Origin of the sequence: Pantoea sp. MQR6 (assembly GCF_022761075.1) — a bacterium.
Lineage (GTDB): Bacteria > Pseudomonadota > Gammaproteobacteria > Enterobacterales > Enterobacteriaceae > Pantoea > Pantoea phytostimulans.
In genome coordinates this window covers 289,425-311,348 of record NZ_JAKYXB010000004.1, presented here as the reverse complement: position 1 = coordinate 311,348, position 21,924 = coordinate 289,425, and the positions used below count along the sequence as shown (strand labels likewise).

The window sequence follows — 21,924 nt, the reverse complement described above, 5'->3', positions numbered from 1 at the left end:
GCGGCACGCATGTAAATTCCATATGTGATCCAGGCAGCATTGCCTGCGTCGATGAACGCAGCGCGATACGTGAGCCGTTTCAAAACGTGCGGGATATCGTATGTGGGGGGCGACCACAACCGCAAAACAGTTGCTCGCGCTGCACCGGCTCATCAAGAGCTGAAGCGGTTACAAACGGATGAGTAAGCAATGAAATGCCCGCCCGGATAGGGTGGCTTTTGGCCGCTGAGATCAAAGCCTGAATCACCGCATCCTGCGCATGAACACGCGTGGTATCAAAAAGCGGCACGCTGGCGTCGGTTGCATCCACCAACAAGGTGATTTCAGTACATACCAGGATGATCGCTTATGCGCCCTGCTCCACCAGCTGTTGCATGATCTGGCGATGTCGGCTGCGCGATCCAAGTTCAATCACGCCCAGGAACAGTTCCTGATAAATTACCTCATGCAGCAAAGTGCGGTCAGCGGCACTAGCACAATGAAATCCGCGCCGGTTCTTATTCTGGCGGCAGCGCAGCAAGGATCCTTTTGGCGCCTTTTTCATCCAGCGGGTAATCATAGAATCGCTGATAGAAAGTTTGTGTGGCTTGAACAAGATTGAGGCCAGAAAAGAGCTCAGGATGCAGTATCTTCGCTGCCCACTGAATTTGCAGCGCCGCTTCGGTGCCATAACGATCCCACGGAAAAACACCGGCTGGATTTTGCAAGACCTGATGCTGTTTCACGGCTTTTAAACTCGCAAACAGCGATGCGTAGTCGGACTTCGCCCAATTTCCTGCGCCCTGACCAATGATGATCACATCAGGATCCCAGTGAATGACCTCCTCTGGCGACACCTCTTTCATGTTTCCTTTAATCTGCTCTGCGACATTTTGTCCACCCGCGAGTGTTATCCAGGTGTCGATCAACGTATCACGGCCATCCACTTTTAACGGATGTAAGGATTGGATATGCAGCACGCGCGGGCGTTGATGAGCATTAAGCCCCGCCGTCTTTTTACTAATGAACGCAATTTGCTGGTCCAGATAACGATTGTAATCTTGCGCACGCTGCATAGCTTGCTGAGTGCCCACCACTTCAGCAGTGGTCAGTAAAGAACGCTTCATGCTCGCAAAATCATCGAAATTCATCATCAGCGTGGCAATGCCAGCCTGCCGATACCCCTCCGCCTGCGGATCATTAGCAGGAACAAAAATCGCATCAACTTGACGGGCTACCAGCGCTTCGCTAGAGAAATCTTTGCCATGCACCTGAAGAGCCTGGTTGAGCGAAGGTTGAACAGTAAACATCCAGGGACGATCGTTGGGATGATTCACGGTCGCGACAATGCGATCGCCTGCACCTAATGTCATCAACAGTGAATGATGCGCATACCAGGCATCGGCGATCCGTTGGGCCGGTTTCATTACTTCAACTTTATTTCCAGCATCATCGCTCAATGTTTTACTCAAAACGTTAGTGCTTACTAACGTCATTGATAGCGTGAGGCCAAGTGTTAACAACGTCTTGTGAAACATAATTTTCCTGTCAAAAATCCAACTGCATTGAAACCTGCATCATGCGCGGTTCTCCAAGCTGGGCACTTGCGTAACCTGCTCCGCTATAACCGTTTAAACCGCCTGGGACAATATTGGTCCAGTAATGCCGATTGGTCAGGTTGGTGATGTCAAAACGGAAAGTGGTGGCCGTATTAAAGAGTTGAGTGTGGTAGGCCGCACCTGCATCGAGCGTGGTGTAACTGCCCACCCAACTCTCATTCGCGTTATCTGTAGCGCGTCGCCCTACGTAGTGAATGCCGCCATGAATATCTGAACCCACAAGCACCGGCAGATCCCACGCTGCAAACACGCTTGCGGCATACCTTGGCAGCCCGACAATCTGCTTGTTTTGCGTCGCCTCGCTGGCAGTACTGAGCAAACGAGGATCCAGCCAGGTCATGCCGCCATAAAGATGAACATTCTGCGTCACATCGCCATCGGCCATGAGCTCAATGCCGCGGTTGCGCTGTTCACCCGCCTGAGCGTAATTGCCGTCTTGCCCGGTATAAGCAAAAGGCCGTTTGATTTGGAATACCGCCGCCGTTAACAGCACGTCACCCAGCGCCAATTTGCTGCCTGCTTCGATTTGCTTGCTGCGATAAGGCGCAAGAATGTTACCGGCATTGTTGGCACCACTTGGTGCGGTATCGCCCTGCTGCAGGCTATCTGCATAAGAAACATACAAGGTGAGCGGATCGACAGGTTTAAACATCACACTGGCGGAACCGCTGAATCCGTTATCAGATGACTCGCTGGTGCGAGCACCCGTTTTAGCGTAGTTAGCAGAACTCAACAGGCTTTCACTTCCCGCCAGCAACAGACTCCATTGAGGATTAAAAGCGAGGTTATCACTGAGCAAAAAAGCATGCTGCGTTGCCGTCGCAGAGTGATAGCGCTGAGTAAAGTCGGGATAATCTGGTTCGCCAAAGGTGGCAGGATTAGCCAGTGAAGCACTTCCCAACGTCTGCGTTGCGCCATTCAGGGGATTCATATTTTTCCAGACGAATCCCCGTAATCCTGTTGAGATTTGATGGTGCAGCCAGCCGGTATCAACTTCGCCATTAAGGTTAGCCATATAGCTATTAATGGTGAAACGACTGGCGGTCGCCGACGAGGTTGTGGTGGTGTAATGACCTGCGTTATCGGTAAAGGTGTTTGTTACCCCAGTAGATTCGCGATCGGCGATTTGACGTAATACGCCAATTTCGCCCTGCCAGTTACCATCAAAATCATGCTTCAGATGTGCGCTGGCAGTCAGCGTATGATTATTATCGCCAGCATAGTATTGCCCAAGACCGGCGCGCTTTGGATCCGGCGCAGCAGGAAACGAAAGTCCGTTACCCAAAGCAAATTTTCCCGGTAAGCCTTTGTCATAAAAATGGTAATAGCTGAAGTTAGTTTCTAAGACGGTTTGATCGGAAAGATTAGCGTCAACAGCCAGGCTAAAAAGCTGACGCCGCTTTTTGCTTCCGCTTACATAGCCGTTGCCTTCATCATCCAGCATATTAAGACGATACCGCAGACGATCGTTATCATCCAACGGTCCGCTAAAATCCCCTGAAAGCAGCCGACTGGTGCCGGTTCCTGCGCCAACAGTGACCGAATGTTGCGGTAAATGTGTGCCGCGTTTCGCAACAAAATTAAATAATCCCGCAGGATTTGACGGGCCATAAAGCGATCCGGCCAACCCATTCAACACTTCAAGATGATCAAATTGCTCTGCGGCGTAATCAGTGGTGGAAACCACATTCAGCCCATCGATCATACTATTTTGCACCACACTTCCCTGCATACCCCGAGTTTGCGGTCGTGCGCCGTCACCCTGAACGGATGGCATATAGCGATAGAGATCGCTGACACTTTTGAGCTGTTGTTGCTTCATTAATGCAGGTGCCACGGTTTGAACCGACCAAGGCGTATTACGTACCTCTTGTTGACCAAGATTGCCTAATGTCGCCTTTTTATTGATCGGGGAATGCGTGTTGTCTGCGGCGGCGCTCACAACAAGCGTCTCATCGGGAGCGGATTGTTCGGCGTGCGCATGATGCAGAGCGGTGAATATTGTCAGGCTGAGCGTGCTCAAAGTATAAAAAGTTAGCGGTTTCATTATGTATTTATGCAAATGGTGATAAAAAAAGAGCGATCAAGTAATTACGGTAAGTAACTAATTTCGTTATTAAATTTATTATATAACGCTAAAAGGGTTTCATGCACCGCTATATTTAAAAATACATAACGAATAATGCGCCTTAGTGAGCGCGCTATACATTCAAATGCGGAATAGCAGGAGAGATGACGTTACTTATGCAGTTCAGCCACTGTCATAAAAAATGTTACCGGCTGCTGGTTCGCACTTGAATAGGCGTGGGGTTGGTCTGTTTTTGCAACAGCAGAACATCCATGCTGAATGTTCAGCACATCATCACCTAAATCAAGCTGTAAAATGCCCGCTTTAACGTGCAGCAATTCGAGCGTGCCAGGTGGATGACCGGCTGAACTAAACCGTTCGCCGGGGAACATTTCCCAGCGCCACAACTCAATCATATCGGGCCCGCTTGTGCCTGCCAGCAACTGCGCGGAGCCACCTTTTTCACCAGACCACAATGTTGGAATATCTTCTTTCTCAATTAAATAGGCATTGGGCGCATGCGTTACATTGACCAGATCTGCCACTGATAAACCCAAGGCAGCCGCAACTTTGCAGAGAATCGCGATACTGGGATTTGCCGCGCCTTTTTCTATTTCAACTAACATACCTTTGCTGACGCCTGCACGGCGCGACAGCTCATCCAGCGAGAGTTTTTGGCCTTTACGAAAGTTCTTGATGCTGAGGGAGACAGCCTGATTAACGCTGTTCATATCCGAACCCGCATCGGTCGTTATATTGACTTTTTTGGTCATTGGTCACTACTATGAGATAAATTAGTCACTGAGAGATTATCCAATGTTTAGCGTTTCCCCGTCAATCGACCCGGCTATTTCTGAGATCGCACCCGGTTTTAGGGCGCTTAGTGTGGTGCTGCAAGCGGCCCCACTCATCCATCCCGAGGTGGCGGAAAAAGCGCTGCGGCAGGCTTGTCTTGCAGCCAATAACGATGATTTCCCTTGGGCAGACGCCCACCTTTCCGCCTGGGCAGACGCGTTTAAACGGTTTGGTGCAAAACCCAAGCGCACACCTTGCTCTGCCGAAGCGCTACGTAAACGCGTATCACGCGATGGGAATCTGCCAGCTCTCGATCCGGTTGTGGATCTCTACAACGCGATCAGCATTAAATACGCGCTACCGGTCGGCGGCGAAAATTTCACTGCTTATACGAGCCAACCGCGCTTAAAGGTAGCTGATGGAACAGAACGTTTTGATACCGTAAAGGAAGGAGAGATCATATTTGAATCTCCTGAAGCGGGTGAAGTTATCTGGTGTGATGATAAAGGTGTAACGTGTCGCCGTTGGAACTGGCGTCAGGGTGTGAGAACCCGGCTTGATGCACATGCGCAGCAGATGTGGTTTATTTTAGAAAGTTTGCCTGCCATGCCGCTTGAAGCCCTGCATCGCGCAGGCGATGAATTGATCCATGGACTGGAACAGATGATGCCCGGTGTGCAGATCAATAAACAGTTGATTGGATTCGATATCGTCTAATCAGGAGCAACCTATGTTTACCGGTATGAGCGCGTTTCCTCTCACGCCTCTCAATGAATCAAAGATTGATGAGCATGCTTACCTTAAAATAATTACGCGTTTAGTCGATGCAAAAGTTGATTCTATTTGCGTGCAAGGATCGACGGGAAGTTATGCCTATCTTACGCTGAAAGAGCGAGCACATTTGCTCAGGCTTGCCGTTGAGGAGGCTAACGGGATACCGGTAATGACCAGCATTGGCGCGTTGCGCACGCGCGACGTTTTAATCGCTGCAGAAAATGCGCAAAAAATGGGGGCTTCTGCGCTGCTTTTAGCGCCTGTTTCTTACCAAAAACTCACGCTGGATGAAGTCTTTTCCCTGTACGAAACGGTTGCAGGAGAGATTTCAGTGCCGTTGTGTATTTATGAAAGTCCCGGCACCACCCATTTTGATTTCAGCCCCTCTCTCCTGCTCAATCTTGCACGGCTTCCCAATGTGGCTTCCATTAAATTATTGGGCGGTTATCCCGAAAGTGAAAATTACCTCAATCGCATTACGAATTTAAAAAACGCGTTACCCACGCATGTTTCTCTCGGCATCAGCGGTGATGTTTTTGCCGCCCCAAGCCTCAGCGCAGGGTGCCAGATCTGGTATTCGGTTATTGGCGGGCTTTTTCCACGCGTTGCGATGAAAATTGCCCATTTGGCGATAACAGGTAAGGGTGATGAAGCCGCGCAGCAAAGTGCGAAACTTGCGCCACTTTGGGCGCTGTTTCGCCAATACGGCAGTTTACGCGTTGTGGCTTCCGCTGCGGCTATGTTGGGTCTTGCCGAAAACGGCTGCTTACCTTTACCACTCAAAACACTGCATGGCGATGTCTGCAAGGAAATCAGCAATGTGATTGAAAGTGTGCAGTTGTCTTAATTAAATGACGCCCTAACGTAACGAAAAAAGGCTTATCCAACAGAGTTGCTTGTGGCAGGATATGCCCTCTTTTTGAAGCATCCTGCTCCTTTCCAAGTGGATGCGCGTTAGAGAGTGCAGTTATACATGGTCGTCTCAAAATTAAAAATTATCGTTCCCGCTTTGCTGGTTATTGCGCTTATCGGCTGGTGGTTCATGCCGCATTACAGCGCAGAAGATAAAGCCTATTACGTCTCTGTTTTTTGCGCGATTAATCATGAGGATGAAACAGTGTTCCTCAGCGATATGTCTGGCGTGATTGAAGGCAGTAATTCAGATTACGCACTGCAAAAAATCCATTTCAATGCTGATTTAGGCAAAAAAGTGGTGAAAATCTGGCAGACCTTATCTCCGCAAGACCAAGCCCGCGCGGCACAGGACAACATCACCTGCCAGCGCCTGCTCAATGAGTAATTTGCCCCTGAGAAACGGGCCATACCCCTAGACGCTGTATCGGATCGGTTATCGCAGCGACAGTGGTGTTTAAATATTTTCACCCGCCACATAACCGATGCGAAAGTTGTCCTCCCCCGCTAACGGTGCAGTGGATGAAAAATCAACGTTCAGTAATTGCCAGCGGCTCACATCCCAGCCTGAAACTGTTCCCGCCGGTTTAATGACCGAAAGATCGCTGTGAGGAAGCACGGCCTGTTTGCTTATCGCGACGAATGACGAAGCGCTGATGAGTGCGAGATCTTTCGGTGCCTCCAGCGCTGTCCAGGTCTCAATCTTTGGCCAACCAAAATCGCGGGCCAACGCAGCAAATCCGGGACTTTGTATAAAGCGATGCATCGATTCGGCATCTTGCCAGAGGTAAAGCGGTGCGTAACGATTTTCAGAGACGGCTAACTCAGCGTCTTGTTTTCGCGCAAACAAATAGGCTTTGAAAATAAGCCCACGAAAGCCCATTAGCCGAGCGCCATTTAGCGCAATACGTTGCTCAATGATTGTCATGTCATAATCAGCGGGTAAGCTGAAGCAATAGTGCATGATGATCATAACGCCTCCGGGCAATACATTTTGCCACCGCTGAAACTCCACTCTTCGGCGCGATTAAACTGGATAATCACCATCACGTTGTCAGGATGAATCTTAAGGCTGACTTTCAGCTGCTCGCTGAGTAATGCATAAAAACGCTGCTTTTGTTCGCGGGTGCGCGGTTTACCCGCGACGATGTGAAAAAGAATAAAATCATCATTTCGCGTTCCGCTGAGATAATGCGCATCGTAGATTCGCCGTTGCGCCGCCAACACTTCAATCACCTGAAATCGATCCTTCTCGGGTACCGAAAATTCCTGCGTTAATGCGCGGTGAAGAATGTCTGATATCTGCTGTAAAGTGGCTTCACTCATGCCTTCACGCACGGTAATACGGGTAAAAGGCATTAGCTTTTCTCCATAAAAGTGTTTAAGGCAGAAACCGCTGCGGGCCAGCCCGCGTAAAAAGCCAGATGGGTAAACACCTCGGTTATCTCTTCTTCTGATAACCCGTTTTGACGTGCAAAGTCGATATGCCAACTCAGCTGCTTATCTCGGCCCTGCACGGTCAGCGCCGCCAGGGTAATCAAGCTACGCTCACGGGGTGAAAGTTCAGGGCGCGTCCAGATATCCTCAAACAGTATGTGTTGAGTCAGTTCAGCGAGTTTCGGTGCCGCCTGCGCCAGCGTTTCGCGGGTTAATGAGATTGCCATTCTTTCTTCTCCTTATGATTGATGGAACCAGTGTGGAGAAAGGCTATAATCCTGAATATCAAATTAATCAGCACATACGATCCCGCTTATAAGGACAATTGTGGAAAAAGTTCCCTCCAGCCTTGATACCGAGGCGCTGCGCAGTTTTGTTGCGGGCATCGACGCAGGAAGTTTTGCGCTTGCCGCTCAACGCTTGTGCCGTTCAACTTCAGCAGTCAGCGCGCAATTAAAGAAGCTAGAGCAACAATGCGGAACCGCATTAACAATAAAGAAAGGTCGCCATCTCGAATTAACCGCCAGCGGGGAAATACTGTTGGGCTATGCACGCCGCCTTTTAACGCTCAATGATGAAGCGCTTCGTGCGGTCAAAGGTGAATTGCTGCAGGGCGAAATTCGCATTGGCATGCAGGAGGATTTTGGTGAATCGGTGATGCCTGGTGTATTGGGCCATTTCAGTCGCCAGCATTCAGGCGTGAAAATCACGGCGCGAATCGACAGAAATCAAATGCTAATCAATGCGTTCACCGCTAAAAGTCTGGATATGGCACTTATTTGGCATCCGCCTGAACTCACAAATGACAACATGCTGATTGGGCAATGTCCGCTCGAATGGATCCACCATCCCGATGCAGATGTTGCCGGGTGGCTCAAAAGGGGCGAACCTTTGCCGCTGGTGGCATTTGAATCACCCTGCGTTATGCGTTCGCGAGCCACTTCCTGCCTTGATCGGGCGGGTATTCCGTGGCGTATCGTTTTTACCAGCCACAGTCTGAGTGGAATTTGGGCTGCTGTGCAGGCGGGCTTAGGCATCACAGTGCGTACTCGTGCCGGTTTGCCGGCCAATTTAGCAATCGGTACTGACCTTTTGCCTGCGCCGGGTTCATTGGGCATAACGGTTTTACGCGCAGAAAACCGCCATGATGAAGCGCTCACGTTGCTTCAACAGCTGATGGTGGATGCCGCACAACGGTTTACCCACGTTGGACGAACTTTCGCGTAATCCGTTCGCCCGAATGCAAATCTGGTCGGGCGAAGCGCAACGACGTTGACGCACAATAAAATCGGAGCCACGTAAGAATTAAGCCGCAGCCGCGATCCCGCTCCATTTTTCTCATTTATGCATACAATTAAACGTCTTAACCCGACCTCGATACTTTCATTAAGCACTCGGGGTTCAAAGCCACCAGCCGCTAAATGTGTGTATGTCATGCCAAAATCTGTCATTTCCAGCGATGCGCTTCATGCTTTTACACCCGCCACACAAAGATGGTTCGCCGCCGCTTTTACCGCACCCACGCCCGTACAACAGGCAGCATGGAAGGCGATCGCAACCAGTAAACATTGTCTGGTGATTGCGCCCACCGGTTCTGGCAAGACACTTGCAGCGTTCATGAAAGCGATTGATCTATTGTTTCAAGAGCGTGCCGGGCAAGATAAGCGCGTGCGGGAAACAACGACGCGCATTTTGTACATTTCTCCCGTTAAAGCGTTGGCGGCAGATGTACGACGTAATTTAAGCTTGCCGCTGGAGGGCGTTTATGCGGAACGTCGCGCTTTAGGTGATCCCGAAACCTTGCTTAATGTCGGTATGCGTTCCGGCGATACGCCAGCGGGCGATCGCGCAAAGTTGCTGCGTCGCCCGCCCGACATTTTGATCACGACACCGGAATCGCTGTTTTTAATGCTGACTTCGCAAGCCAGAAACACGTTGCGCGGCGTAACCACAGTCATCATTGATGAAGTGCACGCGGTGGCCGGTTCGAAACGCGGTTCTCAGCTAGCGCTGAGTCTGGAACGCCTCGATCAATTGCTGCCCTCACCGGCACAACGCATCGGATTGTCAGCAACGGTTAAGCCGGAGGATCGCGTAGCCCACTTTCTTGGTGGCGCACAAGAGACACTCATCGTTAATCCTGCTTCCGAACGCACCTTAGAGATGAAAATTGTCGTACCCGTTGAAGATATGACAGATATCGCTGGCAGATCCGAGCAACCTTCAGAAACCACGTCAACGTCACGATCCATTTGGCCACACATCGAAACACAAATTTTAGAACAGGTAATGTCTCACCGGTCGACGCTGATTTTCGCTAATTCACGCGGTCTGGCTGAAAAGTTAACGGCACGACTGAATGAACGCTATGCCTCTCAGCTTAACAGTCCGCCGCCTTTGCAAGCGCCTCAGCATTACGACTCCTTTGCGGGTGGAACAGAAAAGCGTGCTGATGGCGCAACGGCATTAATCGCCCGTTCGCATCATGGTTCAGTTTCCAAAGAACAGCGCAGCGAAATTGAAGCTGCGCTAAAGGCCGGAGAATTGCGCTGCGTAGTAGCAACATCAAGTCTTGAGCTTGGCATCGATATGGGACCGGTTGATTTAGTGATTCAGGTCGGTGCGCCTTTCTCGGTGGCTAGTGCGCTACAACGCGTTGGCCGTGCCGGACATCAGGTTGGAGGAATCTCTTCTGGCATTATCTTTCCGCGTACCCGACGTGATGTAGTGGATGCCGCCGTTACCGTAAAAGCGATGCTTGAAGGCCAGCTGGATCCTATCGAACCGCCCAATAATCCTTTGGATATTCTGGCGCAACAAACGCTGGCAGCTGTGGCAATGGATTCACTTCACATAGATGCGTGGTTTGCTTTGGTGCGCAGAGCCGATCCTTTTCGTACTCTGCCACGCAATGTGTTTGATGCCACGCTTGATATGTTGGCCGGTAAATATCCTTCTGACGAATTTGCGCAGTTCCGCCCACGCTTAGTGTGGGATCGTGAAAGCGGCATATTATCTCCTCGACCCGGTGCGCAACACTTAGCGGTCACCAGTGGCGGCACCATTCCCGATCGCGGTATGTTCAGCGTGGTGTTACCCGAAGGCGAAGAGCAGTCAGGATCACGCCGCGTGGGTGAGTTGGATGAAGAGATGGTTTACGAGTCGCGGGTTAACGACATCATCACGTTAGGGGCAACGTCGTGGCGTATTCAACAGATCACCCACGATCAGGTCATCGTGGTTCCCGCGCCGGGCCGCTCTGCACGGTTGCCGTTCTGGCATGGGGAAGGTTTGAGGCGTTCCGCCGTATTAGGGGAAAGGATTGGCACTTTTTTACGCCAGATGGAAAACGCCCTTTTACATCACCCAGCGGAGGCTGAAAAGGCGCTCAGCGCTGTAGGTTTAAATGAAAATGCGGTGCGCAATACGCTTTCATTACTCGCTGAACAGCGCGAGAGCACTGGCGTATTGCCTACTGATCAAACATTAATTATTGAACGTTGCCGCGATGAAAGCGGTGACTGGCGCGTTATTTTACATTCGCCATGGGGACAACGCGTACATGCGCCTTGGGCACTGGCGATTGCAGAACGGATTCGGCGTCAAATGGGCATTGATCCTTCTGTGGTTGCCAGTGATGACGGCATCATTGCCTGCTTCCCGGACAGCGAAGGTCGTGTACCTGGCGTCGAGCTGTTCGTATTTGAACCTGACCTCTTGCAGCGCATAGTCACAACAAGCGTCGGCAGTTCGGCACTGTTTACAGCACGTTTTCGCGAATGTGCTTCCCGCGCGTTGCTATTGCCCAGACGTAATCCTGGTAAACGTTCTCCACTCTGGCAGCAACGGCTGCGCGCAGGTCAATTGCTGCAGGTGGCACGTGAACACGATGACTTTCCCATTCTTATCGAGACTGCGCGGGAATGCTTACAAGACGTTTATGATCTTGCCGCACTGCATCAGCTCATGGAAAAAGTGCAGCGCGGGAAGATCAGGTTTGTCGATGTAACCACTGACACGCCCTCACCTTTTGCCGCACCGCTGCTGTTTGGTTATGTTGCAGAGTTCATGTATGCAGGCGATGCGCCTTTAGCTGAACGTCATGCTTCATTACTCTCGCTTGACAGTAACTTGCTCGGAGAATTATTAGGCAAGGCAGATATGCGCGAACTGCTTGCCTCTTCGGTTATTGAACGCGTTGAACAGGAACTACAACGTACCGCTAAGGCGTATAAAGTCAGCGGCAAAGAAGGTATCGCCGATCTGTTACGCGAATTAGGGCCGTTATCACTGGCTGAAATTGAGGCGCGCTTCGCCTCTGAAGATATTGATGAAGCCGCTGCCTCCATTAAAAGTCTCGAAGAGGCGCAGCGTGTTATCAACGTAATAATCGCTGATCGATCACGTTGGGCAGCGATAGAAGATGCCGCTCGCTTACGTGATGCAATCGGCACGGCATTACCTGCGGGCATTCCTGTGGCTTTTCTCCAGCCGCTCCGAAAGCCACTTCGCGATCTGATTAATCGCTATGCGCGAACGCACGCCCTCTTTACCACCCGCGAAATTGCAGAACGTTTTGGCTTGGGTGTTGCGGTAGTAGACGAGGAACTGGAGCGCTTGTCTGAACAGGCGAAAGTACGGAAAGGTGACTTTGGCCTGCAGCGTGATGACTCACAGCAATGGGTCGCAGAAGAGATTTTTAAACGGCTGCGTCTGCGATCGTTGCGATCGGCCCGAGAAGCGACGCAACCGGTCGCGCATTCAGCTTGGGTCACAATGCTGCTTGAACGTCATGGACTGATCAATCAAGCAGCCGCCCAGTTTGGTGCCGATCACGCTGCTTTTTCTCACGGTGCTTACGAGGGGGTTAACGGTGTCGCGCGTGTGATTGAGCAACTTGCGGGCGTTGCGCTACCCGCTTCATTATGGGAATCGCAAATCCTGCGTGCACGCGTTCGCGATTATCAGCCTGCAATGCTCGACGAGCTGCTCGCTAACGGGGAAGTCATTTGGTGTGGTCATAAATCGCTGAGTTACAACGATGGCCTGATTTCCCTGCACCTGGCTGAGTATGCTGCCGAAACACTGCCTGCTTCCGTTCAGCAGTCAGAACTCGCGCCGCTACAACAAAGTATTGTTCATATGCTGTCTGAAGGGGGAGCATGGTTTGGCCGCGAAATATTGTTGCGGATGGAAACGAATGAACATGTCGGTCCAGAGCAGATTTACGCAGCGCTGTGGGAACTGGCATGGATGGGCTATATCACTACCGATACCTGGATTCCCGTACGCGCGCTTATCAGCTCACCTTCTGTGTCGCGTTCACGTCCTGCGCGCGCATTACGTAGTCGGCGTACGCACAATTTCAGCCTGAAATCGCCAGAACGAAGAAGCCCTCCCGCGAATACAATCGCAGGGCGCTGGTCATTGATAAAAAGAGAAACGCTGCAACCCACGACACTGGCGCTGGCATTAGTTGAAAATATGCTTGATCGCTATGGCGTCATTACACGTGGTAGCGCGATTTCGGAACAGATTCCCGGCGGATTCCCGGCCTTACAGCCTGTTTTACGCGGGTTTGAAGATGCCGGACGACTGTTGCGGGGGCGCTTTGTAGAGGGCTTAGGCGGCGCGCAATTTGCTGACAACCTCACGATTGAGCGATTACGTGAGCTAGCGAAAACGCCGTCTAACGAGCGTGCTACTGCCGCGCTGGCAGCAATGGATCCCGCGAATCCTTTTGGCGCAACGCTTAATTGGCCAATGCACGCTAGCGGAACACGCCCCACCCGGCGCAACGGTGCATTTGTGGTTATTGCGGGTGGCGAACTGCAGCTTTACCTGCCGCAAGGTGGGAAAGATCTGTTAACTTTTGCAACAGAGAGTCAGCCTCTTTCGCTCGCGATCAGTGCGCTAGGAACCGCATTAAAACGCGATAAACAGCTTCGTTTTACGCTGGAAACTGTCGATGGCGAACCCGCGGGCCTTTCCCCGCAATTAGCCGCATTGCGTGCGGCAGGATTTTCCCGCGTACCAAACGGGTTCAGCTGGGAAGGTTAAGGTTTTTCTCGCGCACAAAATTGATAAAAGCTTGCAGTGGCGCCGGGATCAATCGACGGTCATTGTAGTAAAGATAAGGGCCTGAAAATTCCAACCACCAGGGTTGTAAAATGGCTTCCAGCTGATTGCTTTCCAATGCGGGCTTAAGCCAGTCTTCAAACAGATAGAGAATGCCACCGCCTGCTATCGCTGTTTCAACCGCTAAATCCACCGCACCCCCCACGCTGACTACCAGCGGGCCACTGACCTTAACGCGAAGGCTTTCGCCATCACGCTCAAATTCCCAGTCTGGCATAACACCGCTGGCGTAACGTCCGCGCAGGCAGCGATGCTGTATTAAATCTCGTGGATGCTGAGGTCGCCCATGCCGATTCAGATAATCAGGTGAAGCCGCGGCGGCAAAACGTTGTCGACGTGCGCCAATCGGTACTATCACCACATCCTGTTCCAGCCGTTCTTCATAACGAATACCGGCATCACAACCATCACGGAAAACATCCTGAACGTTACTTTCAGCGATGATTTCAAGCTGGATATCCGGGAAGCGTTGCAGGAATTCCGGCACAAGAGCCGGTAAAACTAAACGCGAAGCGCTTACCGGGACATTGAGCCGTAGCGTGCCGCCCGGTGTATTACGGTAATCATTGAGCGCATCAAGCGCCGCGTCGACTTCACTCATTGCTGGCAATAAACGCACCATCAACGCCCTGCCCGCTTCCGTTAACACCACTGTGCGTGTTGTGCGGTGAAACAAACGAATGCCAAGTTGCTGTTCGGCACGTCTTACTGCATCGCTAAGTCTTGACGCATTACTGCCCGTAACACGTGCTGCTTCCCGAAAACCACCAGCCTTAGCGACTTCAACTACAGCGTGAAGCAGTGCAATATCGAGTGGCATTGTGCGTAACTCCGTACAGTATGTCTTGATTTACCCGAATAGTTGCACAGCCATTCTCCCGATACAATTAAACGACATTCCATCAGGAGGTTTCCATGTCCCAACCCAAACTGACTTATCGCCTCGGCGACCGCGACGTTAATCGCTTAGGTTATGGCGCAATGCAATTAGCTGGCCCCGGCGTGTTTGGCCCGGTTAAAGATGAAGCGCGCGCCACGGAAGTGCTGCAAAACGCAATTGCAGCCGGTGTGAACCATATCGATACCAGCGATTTTTACGGCCCGCATGAAACCAATAAGCTGATCAAAAAGGCGTTATATCCTTATCCTGACGATCTTTGCATCGTTACTAAAGTTGGCGCGCTACGCGATAACAAAGGCGGTTGGCTGCCGGCATTCACACCTGATGCTTTAACGCGTGCAGTGGAAGATAACTTACGTCACCTTGGCTTAGAGATGATGGAGGTGGTTAATCTGCGAAGTATGCTGGATGTTCACCAGCCTAAAGAGGGATCGCTTGAACCCCAGCTGGAGGCGTTGATGGCGCTGAAATCGCGTGGGCTTATTCGTCATATTGGTCTGAGCAACGTCACAGCAAAACAGGTTGCCGATGCGCAAAAAATGACGCCGATTGTCTGCGTACAAAATATGTATAACCTGGCGAATCGTCAGGACGATGCGCTGATCGATAGTCTGGCTGAGCAAGGTATCGCCTATGTTCCGTTTTTCCCATTAGGCGGCTTCTCACCATTGCAATCATCACAGCTGGAACAGGTTGCTGCCTATTTAAATGCCACCACGATGCAGATCGCGCTGGCGTGGTTGCTGCGTCGATCGCCCAATATTTTATTGATACCGGGTACGTCATCGCCACAGCATTTGCAGGAAAATCTGGCGAGCAGACACCTTGAACTCCCCGCAGAGGCGATGGAAAAGCTAAACGAAATGGGGAAAGGTTGACCAAAACAGCGAAACCCGCAGGTTGCGGGCTTCGGTAGAACGGGTATGGACGACTGACGAGTGCTCTTTCTCTGTGGTGAACCTCTTTCCGAGCGATAAACGCGTGATGAAGAGGTTATCAGTATGCGCTGGGCTTGAAGCTGTATTGAGTTCGGCTTTAACGCACTGAATCTTCATCGCTATCGTTTAGCTCGTGAAGCTGTATTTGGCGCGAAGGCGCGGATTCAAGCTGTTCACTGTAATCAGCACTCACATCCGGTAAGCTTGTAAACTGTCCATCAACGAACAAGAAGCTTAGATGCTGCTCAATATCTTTTAGCATCGCTTCAACTGATTCAGCTTGATCACCCTTTTCATCATTACCATCAAGCTGCCAGTGAAACACCCCCGTCTCTTTGCTTGCACTGCCGATATCTATTACGTGCCCATCAATATTCTGCATGAGCAGACGCGGCTCGCAATAGATCAGCATATAGGGCATTAGATCGCGTTTGTTCTCTGACATATTTTATCTCCAGTGGGGTCTGGCGAGGCATTTGCTCAACCTCACCTTATAAATAGTAGCGTATGCCATATATCGCCCAAAAAATGGCGTTTGCGGCAAGATATGTCCAGCATCCCCAATACGCTACGGGTTCACGCTGTGTTCTTAACTTAGGCAGGAAAGCCAATAGATAACCGGCAGAAGCGATAAGCGAAATAAAATAGAAAAACTTCATCGATTTCTCCTGAAAAATCCTTAACGCTTATCAGCATAGACAGCATTTTGAACTCTCGCATGCGTAGATGGATAATCGATGGCTTCCGTTACGCTTTAAATTTGCAGGACTTTATTTGATAAGAGCAGGCAGGCTGCGTGAATTACAGCCTGCCTGAGGGGGGTTAGTTTGCGTCAGCAGTTTGACTGTTTTCGCCAAACTTCTCTTTCATGTGTGCCTCGATCTCTTCCAGACTTTTACCGCGCGTCTCTGGCAGCATCGACACGACAAAGAAGAGTGAGCCGACATTGATCACGGCAAAAATAAAGAAGGTCGTGCTGCCCGCGTATTCCATTACGGGTGGGAAACCAAACGCAACCACAGCATTAAAGATCCACTGAAGTGATACGGCTGCACCTGTTAATACGCCGCGAAGCTGCATCGGGAATAATTCCGACATGAGCAGCCAATAAACCGGCGCAACGAACATCTGCATAAAAAATAGAAACATTAAAATGCAGGCTAATGCGAGATAGCTTTGCGTGAGATTCGACGGTAAAAAAGTCAACACAGCGCCTAACAAGATCTGAGCAGTAATAACAAAACTCAGGCCGGTAATCAGCATTTTACGACGAGCAAAACGGCTGACTGCCCAGATACCCGCAATCGACGCTATCACTGAGACCACACCATTACCGATAGTGGCTGCAATAGAGGCACTGGTGCCCATGCCGGTTGATTTCAAAATAATCGGTGTGTAATACATGAAGCCGTTAACGCCAGTAAACTGAATGACGAAACCTAGCCCCGCGCCAATAATCATTAATCTGATCACCCACTTCTCACGAATGAGTGTCATCGCACTTGGGCCATGTTCCGCAGCTTTGGCTTGCCTCTTCATCTCCGCCATTTCGTGGCGAACTTCACGCGGCGTTTCACGCAGATACTTCAATATCTTTTTCGCTTCTTTCAGCCGTCCTTCTGCTACCAACCAGTGTGGCGAAGCGGGAACAAAGAAGGTCCCGATAAACAGCAGCAATCCTGGCACCATCGCAATGGCTAGCATGTAGCGCCAAAGGTGTTCATCGTGCAGTAAATAGCTGAGCAATGTACTGGCAACGTAAGCAATAAGCTGACCCGTCACGATCATCAACTCATTACGACTCACCAGCGGTGCGCGTAATCTCGGCCCTGCAATCTCAGCAATAAACACCGGCACCGTTGATGAACCACCGCCGACTGCAATACCCAGCAAGAATCGCATCGCGACCATGACTGGAACGCTAGGAGCCAACGCGGTGCCCAGTGAACCCAGCACGAACAAAACAGCGAGGCTGCGCAGCGTAATACGACGCCCGAAGCGGTCGGAGAAAAAACCACTCAGAAAAGAACCAATGGCTGCGCCAAATACCAGCGACGAAGCCACTAAACCTTCAGTGAACGAGTTGAGACCTAATCCTCCTTGATCGGGAGGTGAAGTCATGTAAGGCAGTGCGCCTGAAATAATTCCCGTGTCATAGCCAAAAGCCAGCGCGCCCATAGTGGCAACAAGTACCACTAAGAAAATGCGCTGACGGACGGTATCAGCAGTTGTAGTTTCATCCGTTTCGGAAGAAACCGGCGTTTTCGTACTCATATAATCCCTGTAATCAAAAAGTTAAATATCCATATGGTTAAATTTCATACGGAATGAAAATGGAACATTTTTACCATTAAGGTCAAAGAGTGTAGACGGTATTTAACGAATCGGTGGCTCGACAGAACGTCTGCTGAAAGTTTATTTTTTCCCAGCTAAACAGAGATAAGAGTTATTGAAAATGCGTCAGAGTCAGCGGTTTATTCATCACTACGTTGAGTCATTTAAGTTATTGCAAATAGCAGAAGATAAAACACTTACTCACTTAACTTGTTAGTGATAATCATTATCACTTAATCTGTGGCTTACTTTTCAAGGAATGGGAATGATGCACGTGTCTTCAGATCTATGGCTTACGACCTTCGTTGTCGCAGTCACTATCATATTGTGGGCGACCGCGCGTTTACCTGAGTTTATAACTGCCCTGCTGTTTTTTGCAGCCGCCATGCTTCTTCACATCGCACCAGCAGAAAGCGTTTTTAGCGGCTTTTCCTCCCCGGCTTTCTGGCTGGTTCTCAGCGGGTTTATTCTTGGCTTAGCAATGCGCAAAGTTGGCCTTGCCGATCGCTGGGCAAGTTTTCTTTCGGTGGCGTTGAGTCAATCCTGGCCGCGCATGGTCAGTGGCGTGATCACGCTGAGTTATCTACTGGCTTTTATCATGCCGTCTAATATGGGCAGGATTGCTTTGCTTATGCCTGTGGTAGCGGCAATGGCTAATCAGGTTGGGATTAAAGAAGGCACCCGAGGTTGGATTGGTTTGGCTCTCGCGGTGGGTTTAGGAACCTTTCAACTCTCTTCCAGCATTTTGCCGGCAAACGTTCCTAATTTGGTTTTAATCGGTGCCGCCGATAACGCCTTCCATCTTCATTTTAACTGGATGCCGTGGTGGTTATTGCATACACCTGTACTTGGGATTGCAAAAGGCATATTGCTGATAATAACTATTATTTACCTGTTTCCCGCGAAGCCTGTTCACCGGATCACTCGCCCCGATACGTCTGCATTTACGGCAGCTGAATGGCGCTTAATGTTTATCACCGCTCTGACTTTATTACTCTGGATCACCGATGGCTGGCATGGTATTTCGCCAGCCTGGATTGGCTTAGCGGCTGCCTGTATATGTCTGCTGCCGAAAGTAGGCTTCATTGATGGCAATGAGTTTGCCAACGGCGTTAATTTTCGCACCTGCCTTTATGTCGCCGCCATTCTCGGTGTTACCACTGTTGTGGTCGACTCTGGTTTAGGTGAGGCCATTGCCAATGGTTTACTTGCTATTACCCCCTTGGCACCGGATTCACCTTTTATCAGCTTTATATCGTTGAATGCGCTGACTAGCGCACTGAACTTTGTCGTCACGGCCAATGGTGTTCCGGCGATGTTTACCCCGATGGCGCAGCAATTCGCTGATGCTTCCGGCTTTTCGCTGACTACAGTGGTCATGATCCAGGTCTTTGCTTATGCCACGCCATTATTGCCTTATCAGGCATCACCGATTGTTGTCGCGATTGCTTTGGGAAAAGTGCCCGTACGTGAGGGTGTGAAGTTATGTCTGCTAGTGGCAATCGTCAGTGCGCTAATTTTATTACCACTGAATTATCTGTGGTTTTTATTACTGGGCTACGTCTAGTTTCTGAAGCGTATATTGTTGCCCGGCTAAAGGCGGACATCAAAAAAGAGCCCATTACGCGCGTGATGGGCTCTTTTATTACTGATTTTTATCCGTTGTGACCTAAGCCGCTACTGGCCACCGTTCTTGTGGAAACAATGCCAGTCGTACATTGAATAAATGAAACAAGGGTTGATAAAGCTGAGGCGCAGCGTGCGACGCCCTCTCTAATGTTAGCAACATACGGTTGAGTTCTTGCAGTAATTCACCGTGTGGTTGGATTTGTAGAGATTTGAGTCGCTGCTTTAGGAACAGACTAAGTTCATGGAAAAAAGGGTCAAGGGTGATGTTCTGCTCATTTATCACTTCCCGATATTTTACAAAGAAGTCATAGCAGTTAGCGCCGAGCCAAGCCTCAGTGATCAAATTGCTGCCTGAAGTTAATAGTGGATCGGGATCAAGGCGTTTACGCGGCAGAATAATATTTACCTTATCCAGCATGCGCGCTACAAATTGCTGACGCATTAGCATCGTTGCGTGACCTAACTTCATGGCCGATATAAATTGTAAAAGCTCAAGCACCCCTTTTCTCACCGCACGCTTTGCTGTCCACGAAGGCCGTTTGTTACGAATTATTGCTGTAATCACCACTGCAAATGCAATTCCTACCAGTGTTGAAAGCGCGGCATTCACTACAAGGAGTAAATCCGGCTTGAAGTGGTGGCTCATACCAATAAATCCAGGAATTTGCGTAGCGATGATTAAGCCAATCAGATTGGTAGCAGGATTAGCAATCACTAATCCAAGCGCGATTAACCCCGGCGCGAGACAAATGACTAAGGCTTCAAAGGTCAGCGCTTCTGGGATCAGTACACAACAGTAAAGGATGCTGATGACGATTGCGAAAACAACGCCTTTTAAAAACAACCTCATTGGCGCTATTGGGCTATCCATAGCAGCAAAAAATGAACAAAGCACCGCTGCCATCATAGGTGCGGTAGCGCCATCAACCCAACCGCTGCCAATCCAAAACAGGCATGAAGCGAAAGTCGCTAAAAAGGCGGTAAAGGAAGAGAGCAGCAACATACCTTTGTCGACATGTTTGTGTTTACGAGCAACTTTACCTGCTTTGGCGTCGGGTGTGAGTTCGTTTACACGCTCGTCTACAGTCTGATAAGCATTAGCGATACGGACAAAGTTACCCAGCCTTTCAATCAAACCATTGAGTAAGATACTCTCCTCACTGCTTAATTTTTGATATTGCCAATCGCTTTTCAGCTTTCGTTGAACAGTTTCAAATTCATCTTTTAAAAGATGTGTCTTTTCAGGGTTTTCTTCTTCATTTAGCCACATCAAAAAATGGCTAAACGCGTCAGCAATATAATCAGGAAAAGCAATATTCAGTTCAGAAAGCTGACTGAGGCGAGCTTCAATGGCGGTCAGCGTTGGGATCATATAGGTCAAATGTTGATACTGTACGCTGACCAAACGAATTAAACGACGCGCTGCGTTACCTTCATAAACACAGTGCGTGATCAAGGTTTCGACATTAAGCGGATAGTTAGCCATTTGAATCAGGATCGCTTCGCGCTCAACCGATTTTTCTTGTGGCTGTGTAACGACCATCTGGATACAAAGCTTTTTGGCGTTCTGATACCAATCCTTTACGCTTCGCTCAAGCACGCTACCCATTGAAACAGGGAAAATGAGTCGATGGACCAAACTGCTGCAGACAATGGCGACAGTAATTTCTTCAATGCGTGATATCACTGTGTAGGTAATAGCATCTGGTGACGTAACATCCGGGAAGCCCATGATGGCGGCACTATAACCGGCCAGCATGAAAACGTAACTTTTCGGCGTACGATCATGCAGCGAAAGATACAAACAGGTTGCCACCCATAAAGAAATACAGAAGCTAAACAACATGGGATCCAGCACGGTTGCAGGATAGATAAGCAGAATAAAGAGACCACCCAGCAACGTACCCAAAAATCGAAAAATCGATTTCGATACGGTAGAGGCTGAATAGAGTTGTGAGGCAACATAGACGGTTGTTAAGGACCAGGCCGGTTTGTCCAGATTCAATTCCAATGCGACATAAAACGCTAAAAATGCGGCCAGACAGGTTTTACTTGAGAATAAAACCGCACTTTTCGAAAACCACTTCATAAGGGATTGTCACCTCTGCAAGGCATCTTTTCGCCGTATCCTGACAGAAGCAACTTGAGGTTTCATTTCAATTATTAATACAAATCGTTACCGTGCTAAGTATGTTGGATATTCATTGATTATCCTGCCTGCTGCCTGTTTTTCGTAGGTTAGATGCAGACTTATTCCTACTGGCTAGCGTATTAGTCAAATTTAGTGCCCGGGCTCGCCTTAACGTTTCTCTGTCAGTTAAACATCATTGCGATAGGGTGGATTGATGTCTCAATGGTTCATTCTATCGTGCATTTAATTCTTTTCTCTGTAGCCCAGTT

At 49.8% G+C, this 21,924-nt stretch carries 18 protein-coding genes and 1 pseudogene; 7 read left to right on the top strand and 12 right to left on the bottom strand.

Annotated elements, in window-relative coordinates:
* Positions 1 to 232 precede the first annotated feature (232 nt).
* The 4 genes and pseudogenes from MUG06_RS16630 to MUG06_RS16615 all read right to left on the bottom strand — a co-directional run.
* Positions 233 to 463, bottom strand: a pseudogene (locus MUG06_RS16630) (aspartate/glutamate racemase family protein); the annotation flags it as partial.
* Between the two features lie 34 nt (positions 464 to 497).
* On the bottom strand, positions 498 to 1,517 hold the full coding sequence (locus MUG06_RS16625) for an ABC transporter substrate-binding protein (protein ID WP_243079300.1): 1,020 nt from the start codon (positions 1,515 to 1,517) through the stop codon (positions 498 to 500).
* A 10-nt stretch (positions 1,518 to 1,527) separates the two neighbouring features.
* Positions 1,528 to 3,645 (bottom strand): TonB-dependent siderophore receptor, encoded by a 2,118-nt coding sequence (locus tag MUG06_RS16620; RefSeq protein ID WP_243079299.1) that lies wholly within the window; start codon positions 3,643 to 3,645, stop codon positions 1,528 to 1,530.
* A gap of 191 nt (positions 3,646 to 3,836) precedes the next feature.
* Positions 3,837 to 4,439 carry a helix-turn-helix transcriptional regulator gene (locus MUG06_RS16615; protein ID WP_243079298.1) on the bottom strand — a complete coding sequence of 201 codons (603 nt, stop codon included), beginning with the start codon at positions 4,437 to 4,439 and terminating at the stop codon, positions 3,837 to 3,839.
* Between the two features lie 43 nt (positions 4,440 to 4,482).
* Here MUG06_RS16615 and MUG06_RS16610 point away from each other — a divergent pair, with 43 nt between their 5' ends.
* From MUG06_RS16610 to MUG06_RS16600, 3 genes are all read left to right on the top strand, one after another.
* Positions 4,483 to 5,178: a B3/4 domain-containing protein gene (locus tag MUG06_RS16610; RefSeq protein WP_243079297.1), complete on the top strand. Its 696-nt coding sequence runs from the start codon at positions 4,483 to 4,485 to the stop codon at positions 5,176 to 5,178.
* A gap of 13 nt (positions 5,179 to 5,191) precedes the next feature.
* Positions 5,192 to 6,082, top strand: coding sequence for a dihydrodipicolinate synthase family protein (locus MUG06_RS16605; RefSeq protein ID WP_243079296.1), 891 nt, complete (start codon positions 5,192 to 5,194; stop codon positions 6,080 to 6,082).
* 126 nt (positions 6,083 to 6,208) lie between these two features.
* Complete coding sequence (locus MUG06_RS16600) at positions 6,209 to 6,535, top strand: hypothetical protein (protein WP_243079295.1); 327 nt, start codon at positions 6,209 to 6,211, stop codon at positions 6,533 to 6,535.
* Positions 6,536 to 6,604: 69 nt separating this feature from the next.
* On the opposite strand, the gene MUG06_RS16595 is transcribed toward MUG06_RS16600, so the two are convergent.
* Genes MUG06_RS16595 through MUG06_RS16585 form a run of 3 tightly spaced genes read right to left on the bottom strand, consistent with a single transcriptional unit; the run spans position 6,605 to position 7,811 of the window.
* On the bottom strand, positions 6,605 to 7,120 hold the full coding sequence (locus tag MUG06_RS16595; protein ID WP_243079294.1) for a DUF4865 family protein: 516 nt from the start codon (positions 7,118 to 7,120) through the stop codon (positions 6,605 to 6,607).
* A complete protein-coding gene (locus MUG06_RS16590) occupies positions 7,117 to 7,506 on the bottom strand; it encodes a tautomerase family protein (protein ID WP_215848515.1) in 390 nt (129 codons plus the stop codon). The genes MUG06_RS16595 and MUG06_RS16590 overlap by 4 nt, the downstream gene beginning before the upstream one ends.
* Entirely contained in the window at positions 7,506 to 7,811 is a 306-nt protein-coding gene (locus MUG06_RS16585) for a carboxymuconolactone decarboxylase family protein (RefSeq protein WP_215848516.1), read from the bottom strand. The genes MUG06_RS16590 and MUG06_RS16585 overlap by 1 nt, the downstream gene beginning before the upstream one ends.
* A 100-nt stretch (positions 7,812 to 7,911) precedes the next feature.
* On the opposite strand from MUG06_RS16585, the gene MUG06_RS16580 reads away from it, so the two are divergent.
* Both MUG06_RS16580 and MUG06_RS16575 read left to right on the top strand, forming a co-directional pair.
* Positions 7,912 to 8,811, top strand: a complete 900-nt coding sequence (locus MUG06_RS16580) for a LysR substrate-binding domain-containing protein (RefSeq protein ID WP_243079293.1) — start codon at positions 7,912 to 7,914, stop codon at positions 8,809 to 8,811.
* A 207-nt stretch (positions 8,812 to 9,018) separates the two neighbouring features.
* Complete coding sequence (locus tag MUG06_RS16575; protein WP_243079292.1) at positions 9,019 to 13,644, top strand: ATP-dependent helicase; 4,626 nt, start codon at positions 9,019 to 9,021, stop codon at positions 13,642 to 13,644.
* Here the strand turns inward: MUG06_RS16575 and MUG06_RS16570 are convergent.
* Positions 13,628 to 14,542 (bottom strand): LysR family transcriptional regulator, encoded by a 915-nt coding sequence (locus MUG06_RS16570; protein WP_243079291.1) that lies wholly within the window; start codon positions 14,540 to 14,542, stop codon positions 13,628 to 13,630. The two genes, MUG06_RS16575 and MUG06_RS16570, sit on opposite strands and share 17 nt — an antisense overlap.
* A 95-nt stretch (positions 14,543 to 14,637) precedes the next feature.
* Here MUG06_RS16570 and MUG06_RS16565 point away from each other — a divergent pair, with 95 nt between their 5' ends.
* Positions 14,638 to 15,501, top strand: coding sequence for an oxidoreductase (locus MUG06_RS16565; protein WP_243079290.1), 864 nt, complete (start codon positions 14,638 to 14,640; stop codon positions 15,499 to 15,501).
* Between the two features lie 157 nt (positions 15,502 to 15,658).
* Here MUG06_RS16565 and MUG06_RS16560 read toward each other — a convergent pair whose 3' ends face one another.
* The 3 genes from MUG06_RS16560 to MUG06_RS16550 form a co-directional block, all read right to left on the bottom strand.
* The gene (locus tag MUG06_RS16560) at positions 15,659 to 16,006 is read right to left on the bottom strand and encodes a hypothetical protein (RefSeq protein WP_215848519.1); all 348 of its coding nucleotides are present in this window, start codon (positions 16,004 to 16,006) and stop codon (positions 15,659 to 15,661) included.
* Positions 16,007 to 16,052: 46 nt separating this feature from the next.
* The gene (locus MUG06_RS16555) at positions 16,053 to 16,220 is read right to left on the bottom strand and encodes a hypothetical protein (RefSeq protein WP_215848520.1); all 168 of its coding nucleotides are present in this window, start codon (positions 16,218 to 16,220) and stop codon (positions 16,053 to 16,055) included.
* Between the two features lie 163 nt (positions 16,221 to 16,383).
* Positions 16,384 to 17,835, bottom strand: coding sequence for a sugar porter family MFS transporter (locus MUG06_RS16550; RefSeq protein ID WP_215848521.1), 1,452 nt, complete (start codon positions 17,833 to 17,835; stop codon positions 16,384 to 16,386).
* A 325-nt stretch (positions 17,836 to 18,160) separates the two neighbouring features.
* Here MUG06_RS16550 and MUG06_RS16545 point away from each other — a divergent pair, with 325 nt between their 5' ends.
* A complete protein-coding gene (locus tag MUG06_RS16545) occupies positions 18,161 to 19,462 on the top strand; it encodes an SLC13 family permease (protein ID WP_243079289.1) in 1,302 nt (433 codons plus the stop codon).
* A gap of 102 nt (positions 19,463 to 19,564) precedes the next feature.
* Here the strand turns inward: MUG06_RS16545 and MUG06_RS16540 are convergent, their stop codons facing one another.
* Positions 19,565 to 21,613, bottom strand: coding sequence for an FUSC family protein (locus MUG06_RS16540; protein ID WP_243079288.1), 2,049 nt, complete (start codon positions 21,611 to 21,613; stop codon positions 19,565 to 19,567).
* Positions 21,614 to 21,924: the final 311 nt, after the last annotated feature.

Bases quoted from the DNA above. Each gene is read 5' to 3' on its own strand.
- MUG06_RS16625 (WP_243079300.1), bottom strand. From the start codon at position 1,517: ATGTTTCACAAGACGTTGTTAACACTTGGCCTCACGCTATCAATGACG.
- MUG06_RS16560 (WP_215848519.1), bottom strand. From the start codon at position 16,006: ATGTCAGAGAACAAACGCGATCTAATGCCCTATATGCTGATCTATTGC.
- MUG06_RS16610 (WP_243079297.1), top strand. From the start codon at position 4,483: ATGTTTAGCGTTTCCCCGTCAATCGACCCGGCTATTTCTGAGATCGCA.
- MUG06_RS16585 (WP_215848516.1), bottom strand. From the start codon at position 7,811: ATGGCAATCTCATTAACCCGCGAAACGCTGGCGCAGGCGGCACCGAAA.
- MUG06_RS16600 (WP_243079295.1), top strand. From the start codon at position 6,209: ATGGTCGTCTCAAAATTAAAAATTATCGTTCCCGCTTTGCTGGTTATT.
- MUG06_RS16570 (WP_243079291.1), bottom strand. From the start codon at position 14,542: ATGCCACTCGATATTGCACTGCTTCACGCTGTAGTTGAAGTCGCTAAG.
- MUG06_RS16550 (WP_215848521.1), bottom strand. From the start codon at position 17,835: ATGAGTACGAAAACGCCGGTTTCTTCCGAAACGGATGAAACTACAACT.
- MUG06_RS16555 (WP_215848520.1), bottom strand. From the start codon at position 16,220: ATGAAGTTTTTCTATTTTATTTCGCTTATCGCTTCTGCCGGTTATCTA.
- MUG06_RS16545 (WP_243079289.1), top strand. From the start codon at position 18,161: ATGATGCACGTGTCTTCAGATCTATGGCTTACGACCTTCGTTGTCGCA.
- MUG06_RS16565 (WP_243079290.1), top strand. From the start codon at position 14,638: ATGTCCCAACCCAAACTGACTTATCGCCTCGGCGACCGCGACGTTAAT.
- MUG06_RS16595 (WP_243079294.1), bottom strand. From the start codon at position 7,120: ATGATCATCATGCACTATTGCTTCAGCTTACCCGCTGATTATGACATG.
- MUG06_RS16575 (WP_243079292.1), top strand. From the start codon at position 9,019: ATGCCAAAATCTGTCATTTCCAGCGATGCGCTTCATGCTTTTACACCC.
- MUG06_RS16590 (WP_215848515.1), bottom strand. From the start codon at position 7,506: ATGCCTTTTACCCGTATTACCGTGCGTGAAGGCATGAGTGAAGCCACT.
- MUG06_RS16620 (WP_243079299.1), bottom strand. From the start codon at position 3,645: ATGAAACCGCTAACTTTTTATACTTTGAGCACGCTCAGCCTGACAATA.
- MUG06_RS16605 (WP_243079296.1), top strand. From the start codon at position 5,192: ATGTTTACCGGTATGAGCGCGTTTCCTCTCACGCCTCTCAATGAATCA.
- MUG06_RS16615 (WP_243079298.1), bottom strand. From the start codon at position 4,439: ATGACCAAAAAAGTCAATATAACGACCGATGCGGGTTCGGATATGAAC.
- MUG06_RS16540 (WP_243079288.1), bottom strand. From the start codon at position 21,613: ATGAAGTGGTTTTCGAAAAGTGCGGTTTTATTCTCAAGTAAAACCTGT.